The sequence below is a fragment of the Vibrio natriegens NBRC 15636 = ATCC 14048 = DSM 759 genome, from assembly GCF_035621455.1.
Classification (GTDB): Bacteria; Pseudomonadota; Gammaproteobacteria; order Enterobacterales; family Vibrionaceae; genus Vibrio; species Vibrio natriegens.
This window is the reverse complement of the sequence record NZ_CP141823.1, coordinates 792,349-807,540: the sequence shown is the minus strand read 5'-3', so window position 1 is coordinate 807,540 and position 15,192 is coordinate 792,349. Positions and strand designations below refer to the sequence as shown.

At 46.1% G+C, this 15,192-nt stretch carries 9 protein-coding genes, 5 tRNA genes, 3 rRNA genes and 1 riboswitch; of the genes, 14 read left to right on the top strand and 3 right to left on the bottom strand.

The features are described from left to right. Positions 1-46: 46 nt before the first annotated feature. A riboswitch (TPP riboswitch) is annotated at positions 47-154 on the bottom strand. A 295-nt stretch (positions 155-449) separates the two neighbouring features. Together VER99_RS18140 and VER99_RS18135 are read left to right on the top strand one after the other, a co-directional pair. After that, complete coding sequence (locus VER99_RS18140) at positions 450-1,835, top strand: TldD/PmbA family protein (protein ID WP_020335116.1); 1,386 nt, start codon at positions 450-452, stop codon at positions 1,833-1,835. Then, complete coding sequence (locus VER99_RS18135; protein ID WP_020335117.1) at positions 1,835-3,178, top strand: TldD/PmbA family protein; 1,344 nt, start codon at positions 1,835-1,837, stop codon at positions 3,176-3,178. Before VER99_RS18140 ends, VER99_RS18135 begins: the two co-directional genes overlap by 1 nt. 96 nt (positions 3,179-3,274) lie before the next feature. On the opposite strand, the gene trmY is transcribed toward VER99_RS18135, so the two are convergent. After that, entirely contained in the window at positions 3,275-3,874 is a 600-nt protein-coding gene (gene trmY, locus VER99_RS18130) for a tRNA (pseudouridine(54)-N(1))-methyltransferase TrmY (RefSeq protein WP_020335118.1), read from the bottom strand. Between the two features lie 148 nt (positions 3,875-4,022). On the opposite strand from trmY, the gene VER99_RS18125 reads away from it, so the two are divergent. From VER99_RS18125 to VER99_RS18075, 11 genes are all read left to right on the top strand, one after another. Then, the gene (locus tag VER99_RS18125; protein WP_020335119.1) at positions 4,023-4,547 is read left to right on the top strand and encodes a DUF3087 domain-containing protein; all 525 of its coding nucleotides are present in this window, start codon (positions 4,023-4,025) and stop codon (positions 4,545-4,547) included. A gap of 518 nt (positions 4,548-5,065) precedes the next feature. Next, positions 5,066-6,618, top strand: a 16S ribosomal RNA gene (locus VER99_RS18120). Between the two features lie 91 nt (positions 6,619-6,709). Continuing rightward, positions 6,710-6,785: transfer RNA gene (locus tag VER99_RS18115), tRNA-Glu, on the top strand. Between the two features lie 2 nt (positions 6,786-6,787). After that, positions 6,788-6,863, top strand: a tRNA-Lys gene (locus tag VER99_RS18110). 14 nt (positions 6,864-6,877) lie between these two features. Then, a tRNA-Ala gene (locus VER99_RS18105) sits at positions 6,878-6,953 on the top strand. Between the two features lie 13 nt (positions 6,954-6,966). Continuing rightward, positions 6,967-7,042, top strand: a tRNA-Val gene (locus VER99_RS18100). 300 nt (positions 7,043-7,342) lie between these two features. Next, a 23S ribosomal RNA gene (locus VER99_RS18095) occupies positions 7,343-10,232 on the top strand. Positions 10,233-10,343: 111 nt separating this feature from the next. Further along, positions 10,344-10,460: ribosomal RNA gene (gene rrf / locus VER99_RS18090) — 5S ribosomal RNA — on the top strand. Together the 16S, 23S and 5S rRNA genes with 5 tRNA genes alongside form the textbook arrangement of a ribosomal RNA operon. Positions 10,461-10,563: 103 nt before the next feature. Next, a tRNA-Ser gene (locus tag VER99_RS18085) sits at positions 10,564-10,654 on the top strand. Between the two features lie 301 nt (positions 10,655-10,955). Continuing rightward, positions 10,956-11,729 (top strand): hypothetical protein, encoded by a 774-nt coding sequence (locus VER99_RS18080; RefSeq protein ID WP_020334624.1) that lies wholly within the window; start codon positions 10,956-10,958, stop codon positions 11,727-11,729. A gap of 90 nt (positions 11,730-11,819) precedes the next feature. Beyond that, positions 11,820-12,851 carry a hypothetical protein gene (locus VER99_RS18075; RefSeq protein WP_020334625.1) on the top strand — a complete coding sequence of 344 codons (1,032 nt, stop codon included), beginning with the start codon at positions 11,820-11,822 and terminating at the stop codon, positions 12,849-12,851. A 178-nt stretch (positions 12,852-13,029) separates the two neighbouring features. Here VER99_RS18075 and VER99_RS18070 read toward each other — a convergent pair whose 3' ends face one another. Both VER99_RS18070 and VER99_RS18065 read right to left on the bottom strand, forming a co-directional pair. Continuing rightward, the gene (locus VER99_RS18070) at positions 13,030-13,386 is read right to left on the bottom strand and encodes a YibL family ribosome-associated protein (RefSeq protein ID WP_014233515.1); all 357 of its coding nucleotides are present in this window, start codon (positions 13,384-13,386) and stop codon (positions 13,030-13,032) included. A gap of 83 nt (positions 13,387-13,469) precedes the next feature. After that, a complete protein-coding gene (locus VER99_RS18065) occupies positions 13,470-14,465 on the bottom strand; it encodes a 2-hydroxyacid dehydrogenase (protein WP_020334627.1) in 996 nt (331 codons plus the stop codon). A gap of 220 nt (positions 14,466-14,685) precedes the next feature. Between VER99_RS18065 and VER99_RS18060 the strand changes: the two genes are divergently transcribed. Further along, the gene (locus VER99_RS18060) at positions 14,686-15,168 is read left to right on the top strand and encodes a L,D-transpeptidase family protein (RefSeq protein ID WP_020334628.1); all 483 of its coding nucleotides are present in this window, start codon (positions 14,686-14,688) and stop codon (positions 15,166-15,168) included. The last annotated feature ends 24 nt before the right edge of the window (positions 15,169-15,192 follow it).

Sequence of the window (15,192 nt, the reverse complement as noted above, 5' to 3'; positions counted from 1 at the left end):
ATCGATTTTCGTATCCGCTGCAACGTGCCTAGTATGTTAGGCGAAAGGCAAAGTGCTCATAGTTCCCTACGTCAGTGCTAACTGAATCAGGTTCAACGGGTCTCGAATTTCGATCTCAGCCAACGCGTAATACGTGGCCCCCCGACTATTTCGTTTTGATGATAGCAGGACACTTACTTAAGGGATACGTTTTTTAAGTGTTCATTTGTGTGTTGTGAGTGATAGAGTAGCCTTTATATGTTTTGTAGCGCGGAATTGACCAGTGCAACTCTCTGGTTTATGTGCAGAAACTGGAATATTTAATAAACAATCGTGGTCTCACTTAGCAAGGATTAGCACAAAACAAGGTTAATAAACTGTTAAAATTTAACGTGTTGCCAATTTAACTTTACTGAATTAACAGTAAGTTATTTAGGAAGGCTAAGACGATCATCAAGCAAGGAGACTTCATGCTTAATTCTGTAACAGCGAAGTCAGTGATCGATCATGCTCTTTTTCTAGGAGCTGATTTCGCTGAGCTATTCGTTGAACATCATCAAACTAACACCGTCCAGATCGCATCTGGTGAGGTGGATAAGGTCAATTCCGGTATCGATTTTGGTATCGGTATTCGCCTCTTCTTCGGTCACAAAGTGCTTTATGGGTACACCAACAGCACAGACGAAGCAGAACTCAAACGCGTCACCTCGTTGCTGGCTGCGAAAGACAAACGTGAGCAAATCGCATCTGCGGGTTCTCTTAATTTGAATCGCTACCCAGTTCAGCACGGATGCCGTTTGCCTCTGAGTAAAGACGCCAATCTGGATTCTAAAATCGCGTTTCTTTTAAAAGTTGATCAAGCGGCACGAGCGGAAAGTGAATACATCAGCCAGTTTATTGGTAGTGTGCTACAGCGAGAGCAGCAGGTATCTATCTTCAACTCGGAAGGTTTACACGTTGATGATACGCGTCATTACATTCGCGTCGCAGGTAACACCGTTGCTCAAAAAGGCAATGAGCAGTCTTCTGGCATGGAAGGTCCTGGTGCACTGGCTGGCTGGGAGTTCAGTGAGCATTTAGATGCCAAGGAACTGGGTCAGACTATCGCTCAACAAGCTTTGGTTAAGCTTGGAGCGGATGCCTGTCCATCAGGTGAAATGCCAGTGGTTATCGGCAATGGTTTTGGTGGTGTTATCTTCCACGAAGCCTGTGGTCACTTGCTTGAAACAACATCGGTCGCGAAGAAAGCATCCGTATTCCATGACAAGATGGGCGAAATGATTGCTCACACGGCCGTGAACGCAGTCGATGATGGCACCATGACCAACGAATGGGGCTCAATTCATGTCGATGACGAAGGGTTGCCTACTCAGCGCACTCAACTTATCAAAGACGGTAAGTTAACTAGCTTTATGGTCGACAAAATGGGCGGCATGAAAACGGGTTATGAGCCAACCGGTTCAGGCCGTCGCCAAAACTATAAGTTCGCTCCAACTTCGCGTATGCGTAACACCTTTATTGAAGAAGGTGAACATTCACTGGACGATATGCTGGCAGGTGTTGAGCGTGGTATTTACGCCAAGAAAATGGGCGGCGGCTCTGTTCAGCCAGGTACGGGCGAGTTCAACTTTGCAGTACGTGAAGCTTATCTGATCGAAAACGGCAAAATCACTAAACCACTCAAAGCGGCAACGCTGATCAGTACTGGCCCTAAAGTTCTGAAAGAAATCAGCATGGTGGGCAAGGACATGGCGCTTGCTCCGGGTATGTGTGGTTCTGTGAGTGGCGCTGTACCAACAACCGTCGGTCAGCCTTCGCTGAAAGTCGACAATATTCTGGTAGGAGGTGGTAACTAATGAGCCAAGAACAACAACTTCTTAATGCCGTTGATTACGTCCTGTCAGAAGCTAAACGCCAAGGCGCAGAAGCGGATGTGATTGTTAACCGCAACAGCAGCTTCTCTTTGAAAGCGAACCAAGGCAAGCTGGATGAATACAAAGTAAGCTCGAGCCAGGTACTCGGTGTTCGAGTGGTAAAAGACGCACGAGTAGCGACCAGTTATTCTGAGTCATTAGAACAGCCAAGCCTAGATTTGATGCTGACTAATGCGTTGCAGAGTGCTCGCTTCTCCAAGCAAGATGAACATCAAACGATCAGCTGTGTAGACAGCCAGATCACGACGGATGTTGCGGAAATTGCGCAGGAAGACACCACGTCTGTTGATGAAAAAATCGAGCTTTCTCTTGCGCTTGAGCAAGGTGTGGTCAGCTTACCTCATGCTTCAAGCTCGCCATACAACGGCTATAGCGATGGTGAAACTCAACTGATCATTGCTAATACGCAAGGTACTCTGTGTCAGCACTTCGAGCGCTCTTTCAACTGTTACGCCTACACGCTTTTTGAAAAAGACGGTAAGCAGTCGATGGCGGGTAAGATGTCGGTAGGGCGTCGTTTCGACGAGTTGAACTCGGCTTTCTGTATTGAAGAGGGTTACAACTTAGCCCGTGACTTGCTTGATGGCGGTCCGGTTAAAACTGGCAACTATCCAGCTATCTTCCATATCGATGCACTAAGCAGTTTGTTTGGTGCATTCGGCAGTGCTTTCTCTGGTGTAAGCGCAGTGAAAGGGATTACACCATTGGGTAACAAGCTTGGTCAAAGCGTTGCAAGTGAATTGATCACCCTGACTGACACCGCATACATGGCAAATGGTATGGCGATTTGTGGTTTCGATAGTGAAGGCTTTGCAACGCAGGACAACGTGTTAATTGAGAATGGTCAGCTCAATACGTTATTGCACAACAGTCACACTGCAAGCTACTTAGGTGCCGTTTCAACCGCGAGTGCTGCTCGAGGAGCGAAATCAAGCCTAGATGTTGCTGCTAACCACAAAGTGATTGCTACGGGCAAGAGCAGTATTGCGGAAGTTAAAGCGGGTGAGTACCTTGAACTAGTAGAACTGCAGGGTGTTCATTCTGGTGCCGATGCTGTCAGCGGTGATTTCTCGTTTGGTGCTAGCGGGTTCTTATGCCGAGATGGTCAACGAGTTCAGCCTGTACGTGGTATTACTGTTGCGGGTAACTTCTACAAAATGCTGCAAGAAGTGGACGCGGTTGGAGATACTCAGCTAATCAATGACAGCCGAACTTTCTTTGCACCAGATGTGCGTTTTGCACGTTTGAGCATTGGCGGTAAATAAGGCCACCACCAGAAATTGAGAAACAAAAAGAGGACTCCATGGAGTCCTCTTTCGTTCTTTAACCATCTGTCAGTGACACTATTCGTAAGCGAAGAACTAGAATTCGCGAATGTCCAATTCATTGTGAATCAGTACTACACACTGAGAAGCAAACAACATCTTAGGACCAAGGCTGATCTTTTCTGTCCCAAGGCGTTTCAAACTGTTGAATGACTTCTTCGGCATTGGAATGTGATCAGTTAGCAAGAAACAAGGGTTGGCCCCAATTTCTGCATCACGAACGAAATCGCCTTTCTTATCCAACATATATAGCTGATGGTCCTCAGCCAGTTCTTGAACCAAACGCTCAAAACTAATGGTACGAACCGTAATACCTGGCTCAACGTCACGCAGCTGTTCTTTGCCCATACCAACCGATGCATCCAAAGCACGCGCCACGGCAGCGATCAACGTCGACTCGTGGAATCCACCAATATTAGTAATATCATTCGATCGAATCGTAATCGTGCGGGAGTAATCTTTGGTGCTCTCAAGAACCAGGTACACAACTACGTCTTCACGATGTGACTGTGCAACAAACATAGTATTCATCATAGTGTGAGCAAGGATCTCGGTATGTGCTTCCTGACCGACACCTTCGAGTAGTGCTTTGCTGGTGGTTGGTGCAGCACGAGCTCGTAAAACAAAAGAGCGCATGAATTTAGCCTCTATATATGAAGAGTGAATGCGCGGAGTATATACCCAGACGACGCTTTGATGCGAGAATTATGAACTTACTTACAAAGCTACGATTGTGGTGCCGATTCTCGCCGCTACAATAGGGGTAACCCTTTAGGAGTGGTATATGGAAATTAAAAAAATCAATAAAGAAGTCTATAAAAAGAAAGTAAACCTGGTGATTGGCGGCTTTGTTGTATTGCTTGCTGTCTCTTCGTTAGCCTTCAGTACGCTACTCATTAGTCTTTTTGGCAATACCAACATTCAACCGGAACAATCTACAGGAAACTTTCATTGGAATTTGATTGGCGTACTTCTGTCTCTCGCGACGTCCCTCTCTTTGCTAAACCAATTTAAAACTCACCCTTACATGCGAGAAGTTCTGTACGTTTGGAAGCTTAAGCAAATACACAACAAGATTTACCGTAAGCTAAAAAATATCAAAGCTGCTGCAAGTACGGATGATTTGAAAGCGCTGACCATTCTCAAGTTCTACTACACCACGCAAAGACAAGTATTCGAGTTAGACAACAACACGCTCACCATGAGTAGCGTAACTAAAGAATTAGAAACCATAGAAGAGATCGAAGTGAGCAAATCGCTTTCACTTGATATTACAAGCTTTGAAGAGTCTTGGTTGGATACATTCTGATTGCCTATTTGCTACCTGGCATTAACAAATGAGTGCTAAAAATAAGCGTTTGAGTGAGATTTCATCACTCGGCGCTTTTTTTTGAATTTTTTCTTCAAAAAGGGTTGCCAAGAAAAATCATCTCCCTATAATGCGCCTCCGTTGTCAGGGCAAAGCGGAAACGCAAAAGCAGTTGGCAACAAGGCGAATTAAAAGCTTCTAAAAATTAATTTAAAAAGTGTTTGACACCAAGAATTAGTTCATTAGAATACGCCTCCGCTTTGAGAGAAAAGTTTCTCGAAAAGCAAGCTCTTTAACAATATAGACCTATCAATCTGTGTGGGCACTCGTTGATGATAATCCAATTAGAAACTTCGGTTTCAAATTAGGTTTCAATGATACGAAGTGACCATTCGAATTGGGAAGCAGCCTTGAGCTGTTTTGTTTTACTTTTTCAAAAGTGAAAACCAATAAGAGCACAGTCAATTCAAACATTACTTTATGTAATGTTCAGTATTCATTGAGCCGAACAAAATCTTAAATTGAAGAGTTTGATCATGGCTCAGATTGAACGCTGGCGGCAGGCCTAACACATGCAAGTCGAGCGGAAACGAGTTAACTGAACCTTCGGGGGACGTTAACGGCGTCGAGCGGCGGACGGGTGAGTAATGCCTAGGAAATTGCCCTGATGTGGGGGATAACCATTGGAAACGATGGCTAATACCGCATGATGCCTACGGGCCAAAGAGGGGGACCTTCGGGCCTCTCGCGTCAGGATATGCCTAGGTGGGATTAGCTAGTTGGTGAGGTAAGGGCTCACCAAGGCGACGATCCCTAGCTGGTCTGAGAGGATGATCAGCCACACTGGAACTGAGACACGGTCCAGACTCCTACGGGAGGCAGCAGTGGGGAATATTGCACAATGGGCGCAAGCCTGATGCAGCCATGCCGCGTGTGTGAAGAAGGCCTTCGGGTTGTAAAGCACTTTCAGTCGTGAGGAAGGTTTATGCGTTAATAGCGTATAGATTTGACGTTAGCGACAGAAGAAGCACCGGCTAACTCCGTGCCAGCAGCCGCGGTAATACGGAGGGTGCGAGCGTTAATCGGAATTACTGGGCGTAAAGCGCATGCAGGTGGTTTGTTAAGTCAGATGTGAAAGCCCGGGGCTCAACCTCGGAATAGCATTTGAAACTGGCAGACTAGAGTACTGTAGAGGGGGGTAGAATTTCAGGTGTAGCGGTGAAATGCGTAGAGATCTGAAGGAATACCGGTGGCGAAGGCGGCCCCCTGGACAGATACTGACACTCAGATGCGAAAGCGTGGGGAGCAAACAGGATTAGATACCCTGGTAGTCCACGCCGTAAACGATGTCTACTTGGAGGTTGTGGCCTTGAGCCGTGGCTTTCGGAGCTAACGCGTTAAGTAGACCGCCTGGGGAGTACGGTCGCAAGATTAAAACTCAAATGAATTGACGGGGGCCCGCACAAGCGGTGGAGCATGTGGTTTAATTCGATGCAACGCGAAGAACCTTACCTACTCTTGACATCCAGAGAACTTTTCAGAGATGAATTGGTGCCTTCGGGAACTCTGAGACAGGTGCTGCATGGCTGTCGTCAGCTCGTGTTGTGAAATGTTGGGTTAAGTCCCGCAACGAGCGCAACCCTTATCCTTGTTTGCCAGCGAGTAATGTCGGGAACTCCAGGGAGACTGCCGGTGATAAACCGGAGGAAGGTGGGGACGACGTCAAGTCATCATGGCCCTTACGAGTAGGGCTACACACGTGCTACAATGGCGCATACAGAGGGCGGCCAACTTGCGAAAGTGAGCGAATCCCAAAAAGTGCGTCGTAGTCCGGATTGGAGTCTGCAACTCGACTCCATGAAGTCGGAATCGCTAGTAATCGTGGATCAGAATGCCACGGTGAATACGTTCCCGGGCCTTGTACACACCGCCCGTCACACCATGGGAGTGGGCTGCAAAAGAAGTAGGTAGTTTAACCTTCGGGGGGACGCTTACCACTTTGTGGTTCATGACTGGGGTGAAGTCGTAACAAGGTAGCGCTAGGGGAACCTGGCGCTGGATCACCTCCTTATACGATGATTACTCACGATGAGTGTCCACACAGATTGATATGGTTTATGAAGTTTAAGAGATAGAACATCCCCCAAGATGTTCAACTTAGTGTCCCGTTCGTCTAGAGGCCTAGGACACCGCCCTTTCACGGCGGTAACAGGGGTTCGACTCCCCTACGGGATACCATTGGGTCGTTAGCTCAGTTGGTAGAGCAGTTGACTTTTAATCAATTGGTCGCAGGTTCGAATCCTGCACGACCCACCATTATCTCAAGATATGGGGCTATAGCTCAGCTGGGAGAGCGCCTGCCTTGCACGCAGGAGGTCAGCAGTTCGATCCTGCTTAGCTCCACCATTCTTGATTCTATGGGCGATTAGCTCAGTTGGGAGAGCACCTGCCTTACAAGCAGGGGGTCACTGGTTCGAGCCCGGTATCGCCCACCATCTTTAAGCGCATTTCTTTTGAAACAGAAAGTCTTAAGTGTTCTTAAAAATGGTTCTTAAATGAATCTAGCTCTTTAACAATTTGGAAAGCTGACAAAGTAATCTTTAAGATTACTTGTAAAGTTCTCAAAGTATTCATGTATTTGAATACAACTAAAAACACATTCAAGTGTTCTTGGGAATAATCTTAGGATTATTCATATTTGAGTCCGGCAAAATCGAAAGCTGTCTCGCTCATTCAAATAATGAGACAGCAACTTTGGTTGTTTAACATCAATTCGAAACTCCTTCGGGTTGTATGGTTAAGTGACTAAGCGTACACGGTGGATGCCTTGGCAGTCAGAGGCGATGAAGGACGTATTAACTTGCGATAAGCCCAGATTAGGCAGTAAAAGCCACTTGAGTCTGGGATTTCCGAATGGGGAAACCCACTTACATAAGTAAGTATCCTGTTGTGAATACATAGCAACAGGAGGCGAACCGGGGGAACTGAAACATCTAAGTACCCCGAGGAAAAGAAATCAACCGAGATTCCGAAAGTAGCGGCGAGCGAAATTGGACTAGCCCTTAAGCTTTACACACGTTAGACGAACGGTCTGGAAAGGCCGACGATACAGGGTGATAGTCCCGTAGTTGACGATGTGTGTTCAGTGAAATCGAGTAGGGCGGGACACGTGATATCCTGTCTGAATATGGGGGGACCATCCTCCAAGGCTAAATACTACTGACTGACCGATAGTGAACCAGTACCGTGAGGGAAAGGCGAAAAGAACCCCTGTGAGGGGAGTGAAATAGAACCTGAAACCGTGTACGTACAAGCAGTAGGAGCAGGCTTTGTCCTGTGACTGCGTACCTTTTGTATAATGGGTCAGCGACTTATATTCAGTGGCAAGGTTAACCATCTAGGGGAGCCGTAGGGAAACCGAGTCTTAACTGGGCGTTCAGTCTCTGGATATAGACCCGAAACCAGGTGATCTAGCCATGGGCAGGTTGAAGGTTGAGTAACATCAACTGGAGGACCGAACCGACTAATGTTGAAAAATTAGCGGATGACTTGTGGCTAGGGGTGAAAGGCCAATCAAACCTGGAGATAGCTGGTTCTCCCCGAAAGCTATTTAGGTAGCGCCTCGGACGAATACTACTGGGGGTAGAGCACTGTTAAGGCTAGGGGGTCATCCCGACTTACCAACCCTTTGCAAACTCCGAATACCAGTAAGTACTATCCGGGAGACACACGGCGGGTGCTAACGTCCGTCGTGGAGAGGGAAACAACCCAGACCGCCAGCTAAGGTCCCAAATTACTACTAAGTGGGAAACGATGTGGGAAGGCTCAGACAGCCAGGATGTTGGCTTAGAAGCAGCCATCATTTAAAGAAAGCGTAATAGCTCACTGGTCGAGTCGGCCTGCGCGGAAGATGTAACGGGGCTAAGTAGTAAACCGAAGCTGCGGCAATACTCTTTGAGTATTGGGTAGGGGAGCGTTCTGTAAGCGGTTGAAGGTGTGTGGTAACGCATGCTGGACGTATCAGAAGTGCGAATGCTGACATGAGTAACGATAAAGGGGGTGAAAAACCTCCTCGCCGGAAGACCAAGGGTTCCTGTCCAACGTTAATCGGGGCAGGGTAAGTCGACTCCTAAGGCGAGGCCGAAAGGCGTAGTCGATGGGAAACGGGTTAATATTCCCGTACTTCTTACAATTGCGATGGGGGGACGGAGAAGGCTAGGTGGGCCTGGCGACGGTTGTCCAGGTTCAAGTGCGTAGGCTTGAGAGTTAGGTAAATCCGGCTCTCTCTAAGGCTGAGACACGATGTCGAGCACCTACGGGTGTGAAGTCATTGATGCCATGCTTCCAGGAAAAGCCTCTAAGCTTCAGATTGTAAGGAATCGTACCCCAAACCGACACAGGTGGTCGGGTAGAGAATACCAAGGCGCTTGAGAGAACTCGGGTGAAGGAACTAGGCAAAATGGTACCGTAACTTCGGGAGAAGGTACGCTCTCGACGGTGAAGTCCCTCGCGGATGGAGCTATTGAGAGTCGCAGATACCAGGTGGCTGCAACTGTTTATTAAAAACACAGCACTGTGCAAAATCGTAAGATGACGTATACGGTGTGACGCCTGCCCGGTGCCGGAAGGTTAATTGATGGGGTTAGACTTCGGTCGAAGCTCTTGATCGAAGCCCCGGTAAACGGCGGCCGTAACTATAACGGTCCTAAGGTAGCGAAATTCCTTGTCGGGTAAGTTCCGACCTGCACGAATGGCGTAATGATGGCCACGCTGTCTCCACCCGAGACTCAGTGAAATTGAAATCGCTGTGAAGATGCAGTGTACCCGCGGCTAGACGGAAAGACCCCGTGAACCTTTACTACAGCTTGGCACTGAACATTGACCCTACATGTGTAGGATAGGTGGGAGGCTTTGAAACGAGTACGCCAGTATTCGTGGAGCCGTCCTTGAAATACCACCCTTGTAGTGTTGATGTTCTAACGTTGACCCCTTATCGGGGTTGCGGACAGTGCCTGGTGGGTAGTTTGACTGGGGCGGTCTCCTCCCAAAGCGTAACGGAGGAGCACGAAGGTGGGCTAATCACGGTTGGACATCGTGAGGTTAGTGCAATGGCATAAGCCCGCTTGACTGCGAGAATGACAATTCGAGCAGGTGCGAAAGCAGGTCATAGTGATCCGGTGGTTCTGAATGGAAGGGCCATCGCTCAACGGATAAAAGGTACTCCGGGGATAACAGGCTGATACCGCCCAAGAGTTCATATCGACGGCGGTGTTTGGCACCTCGATGTCGGCTCATCACATCCTGGGGCTGAAGTCGGTCCCAAGGGTATGGCTGTTCGCCATTTAAAGTGGTACGCGAGCTGGGTTTAGAACGTCGTGAGACAGTTCGGTCCCTATCTGCCGTGGGCGTTGGAGAATTGAAAGGGGCTGCTCCTAGTACGAGAGGACCGGAGTGGACGAACCTCTGGTGTTCGGGTTGTGTCGCCAGACGCATTGCCCGGTAGCTAAGTTCGGGATCGATAACCGCTGAAAGCATCTAAGCGGGAAGCGAGCCTTGAGATGAGTTCTCCCTGATACTTTAAGTATCCTAAAGGGTTGTCGTAGACTACGACGTTGATAGGCAGGGTGTGTAAGCGTTGTGAGGCGTTGAGCTAACCTGTACTAATTGCCCGTGAGGCTTAACCATACAACACCCAAGGGGTTTTGATGGACTCAAAGTAAGAACGTTGAATGTGTAATAACGAGAATTAAAAAACAGCTTTCCAAGTTTTCTCTAGAAATAGAGAGTAAGAATTTGCTTGGCGACCATAGCGTTTTGGACCCACCTGACTTCCATTCCGAACTCAGAAGTGAAACGAAATAGCGCCGATGGTAGTGTGGGGTTTCCCCATGTGAGAGTAGGACATCGCCAGGCTTTAAATATCGTTTTCAGGTATAGCCTTTGATAGAAGGTATATCTGAAAGCAAAACTAAAATTTGGCATCATTAAATAAGACTAAGTTTTAGTAACAATTTGTGGAGAGATGGCTGAGTGGTTGAAAGCACCGGTCTTGAAAACCGGCATACGTTAATAGCGTATCTAGGGTTCAAATCCCTATCTCTCCGCCACTTTTAAGAAAAAACCGCTGTTCTTACAGCGGTTTTTTTGTATCTGTTGTTTTTAAACAGCCTTGCAAATAAAAGTTCTGTAACGTCTTGCTTATCAAGTAAGTACTTCTTCTAAAATTTACCTTTCTCGAACCTCTTTCTGTACATTTGCTTTCAAGTTAAGTTCGCGTCGATTCTTTTCCGTGCAATAGTTTCTTCATTGGCTAGTAAGATTTCTGTGAAGCGGTGCTTTATAGGGTCCTTAATAGCATTTTGGTAAACTTAACAGAGAGATAAAGTGTGTTACTTATTTGGAGGATGAATGAAGTTACTGTACTGGTTAGATGAATGGCGAACGTATACCCGTATTGAACAGCGGTCTAAACTACCGATTTCCGGGTTTGATTTACTTGACGATGTGTATGTTAGGTATGAGTTAGTCGACCCGAATAAGCCTTTACTGTTTACCTTTTCTCCTTCTGGTACTGATGTTCAGGTTCAGGATTTAAACCCGAATTTTAAACCTTGGGGTTATCAGCTCGCAGAACAGCAAGAAGTGAACATTATTGCTTTCCAGCATTTGGGTAAAAGTAATTGGTTCCGAAGTCGTAATTTGATTTTCTTTCTTGAGCAGTTATCCGAGCTATTAGCGCCCTTTATGTGTCGTTTGGGTTATGGTCAGAGCCGAGGTGGCTTTGCTGTTGGTGCATTTTCAGAGTTGCTAAAGTTGGACCATGTCCTGCTGTTTTATCCTGTTAGTACGAAGAATAAGACTATTGTTCCATGGGATGACAGACCTAGCACTGATTTAGCGCAGCAGTTTGACTGGGAGAGTGGCTACCATGATCGAGAGTTGGGTGATGCCAAAGGTTACGTTATTTATGACCCTACCAATTGCATCGATCGTCTGCATGCAGAACGTTACCCGGAACTCACGCACTTAAAAGTTGTTGGAATGGGGCACGGAACCCAATCCAACCAATTGGATAAATTAGAATTTTTTAATTCAGTGGCGGAAGAATTTATCCGCCATCAACAGATAGATATTGCCCAATTTAATGAGCAAACCAAGACTTTGTTTTTAAAAGAGGACTGATATCAGAGCCCCCTGCGATAGGGGGAATGATCACGCACTAAAAATTAAATTTTTAATACAATTGCTAGGCGCAATTTAGATGGAGGATTAATGAAGTTACTGTACTGGTTGGAGGAATGGCTGACTCTTTCTCGTAAAGAGCAGGAAACCAGACTACCAATATCCGGGGAGGACTTGCTTGATGATGTCTTTGTTAAGCATGAGTTTGTTGATCTTAACAAACCACTATTGTTCACCTTTTCTCCTGCAGGTACTAACTTGCAAGTACAGGACTTACATCCCGATTTCGCGCCTTGGGGCTATCGTCTAGCCCAAAAACAAAAAGTAAATATTATTTCTTTCCAGCATCTAGGTAAAAGTAATTGGTTTCGCAGCCGTAACTTGATTTTCTTCCTTGAGCAACTGTCAACGCTGCTGGCGCCTTTCGAGTGCCGTTTAGGTTATGGACTGAGTCGGGGAGGTTTCGCGATAGGGGCATTCGCCAATTTGCTTAAGCTCGACCAAGTTCTGCTGTTTCATCCGGTTAGTACCAAAAACCAAGCACTGGTGCCTTGGGATAACAGATCCAGTACTGAAATAGCGCAACAGTTTGATTGGGATGGTGATTACCACGATCTGGATCTGGGAGATGCAAGAGGCTATATCATTTATGACCCGACGAATGATATTGACCGACTTCATGCTAAGCGCTATCCAGAGCTGACGCATCTTCGTGTTTACGGCATGGGACATGGAACTCATGCTACGTATATGAATAAATTTGGTTTTTACAAACAAGTGGCCGCTGACTTTATCCGCCATCAACAGATAGACATTGCCCAGTTTCGCCATCAAACCAAAACACTGCGCTTAAAAGAGGATTACTACCATTGCCTAAACAAGGCGAACGCAAGCTCACAACATCGTTTGAACTTACTGAGTACTGCTCATAATGTGTTAATTGATGAGAAGAAAGAGCATGTGAAAGAGCATCAGGCGCAGATTGATATTCAGCCACTGGTAGACATTGCGCTTAAGCATGAGCATGACAATCCACAAGATACGGTGCAGCTTCTAGAGGTTGCTCAACAATTGGTTCCTGGTGATCCTTTAGTTGAACATAAGCTTCAGCAATTGACTTAATCTCTATTGCAAAGCCTCGTTAGAAATAGCGAGGTTTTCCTTTCATGTGCTAATTACATTCTTATTAGCGAGCATTTTCCCTAAGTAAGAACTAGGCCACTAACCTATTCGATTGGTAGAAAATAAAAAGCCCGAGTTTTTGGACTCAGGCTCAATATAAACGTTGCACTAACGCGAATTAAAACTCTTTTGGTGCAAAGCCAGTCATTACATCCAAACGTAGCTCTTTACCGATTTTGGTCATAGGGTGAACGATCACAAGTCCGCGCACGCGTTTTTTTAGTTTGCCAATGTCCGCTTGCTCAGCTTTGGTGATTTCACGAGAAAATGGCATATCTAGCAAGCTCTTACGCTCTTTGTTAAGCTCATAACTCTGTTTGTGTTTAAGCTGATTTAGCTTTTTGGTTAATTGCTCAACTTCGTCGGTAAACTTAGAAATCATTTCGTGATCACCACGAGAACGCGCTGCATCGAGCTTACGTTGGCAGTTATCTACGCGGTTATGCAGCTTTTGAATATCAGTTTTAATGCTCATGGTAGTTAGACTCTAATTTTCAATGGCCGAGGAGTATAGCATAGCTAAAATTCTACGCTCTACTATCCTCCTCGATTCCTTATTTAGTTGATCAGTTCATTGCCTGAAACTTGCCCAGAGAAGAAGGCTTCTACGTTATTTAGTGTCACCGACGCGATGTTGTTGAGCGCTTCGTGAGTTAAGAAAGCTTGATGACCCGTGAACAGCACGTTATGGCATGCCGACAGTCGGCGGAAAACATCGTCTACGATAATGTCGTTTGATTTATCCTGGAAGAACAACTCTTTTTCATTGTCGTACACATCCAAGCCTAGTGAGCCGATTCTGCCTTGTTTTAGCGCTTCGATTGCTGCTACAGAATCCAATAGCTCTCCACGACTCGTATTAATGATCATCACCCCATCTTTCATTTTCGAAAATGAGTCAGCATTGAGGAGGTGGTAGTTTTCTTTACTCATCGGGCAATGCAAAGTAATAATATCCGCATTGGCGTATATATCTTCAAGAGAGCTGTAACGTGCGCCCATCTCTATTGCCAGTGGGTTTTCGTAAGGATCATGGCAAAGAATTTCCATGCCTAATCCCTTAAAAATTCTCATCGCAGCAATGCCGATTTTCCCCGTACCTATTACCCCGACAGTCTTACCAAAAAAGTTGAAGCCAACTAAACCTTCCAGAGAGAAATTCGCATCCCGGGTTCGCTGATAGGCTTTGTGTAGTCGACGGTTTAGACACATCATCATACCAACCGTATGTTCGGCAACCGCTTCAGGTGAATAGGCGGGCACACGTACTACTTGCAAGCCTAGCTTCTTAGCCGCTTGTTGGTCGACCTTATCAAATCCCGCACAACGCATCGCTATAAGCTTAGTCCCGCCCTGAGATAGCTGTTTTAAAACGGGTTCTGACAGATCATCGTTAACAAATGCACAGACGACTTCGCAGCCGTGAGCCATTTTCGCCGTCTTCGTGGTCAACCGAAAATCGTGATAATGAAACTCTAAATCCTGTTGATTTTTTACTTTGTTAAAAGAAGCTTCGTCGTAGGATTTGGCGCTAAAAAAAGCAATGTTAATCATGGTTCTCTCTCGAAATCATTGTGTTCTCTAATACCGTAATGCAACTTAGGTACAATGAATAGATAAATCTGCAATACGGGCTCTGTCATACCAAAATGCCATTAACATAGGTTTTTTACGTCCCCACGTTATAATCAGATTGCTTTGTCATCATCAACTGACTAGCATATCCCTTCTCTTCTTTCCTTGTTGGCTTCTTTATTTATTAGGCGTTCTGGCGATGTCAGTAAAATGGTGTTCTTTACTTGTATGTTGTGCGTTCGTGTTCGAAGCGCAGGGTGCTGTCGATCTTGTTAAAGTCGACAAGTCGAAGCGTCGAATGTACTTGATGGAAGAAGGCGCTGTGATAAAGGAGTATCGAATTGCGCTGGGTGCTAACCCCAAAGGTCATAAACAAGAAGAAGGAGACAATCGCACACCAGAAGGTGATTATACTCTGGATTACGTGATCTATGACTCGGCTTTTTACCGTTCCGTACATATCAGCTACCCCGATCCTATTGATACGCTTGAGGCCCATCGTCGCGGTGTCTACCCTGGTGGCAACATTAAAATCCATGGCTTAAAAAATGGAGAAACCCAAGATCCAAGCTTTATACAAAGTTTTGATTGGACCAATGGGTGTATCGCGATTACTAACGAAGAGATGGATGAGTTTATTCAATTGGTTAGAAGGGGCACACCTATTACCATTGAGTGGTAGCAGTATATCCCCCTCATGATCTAA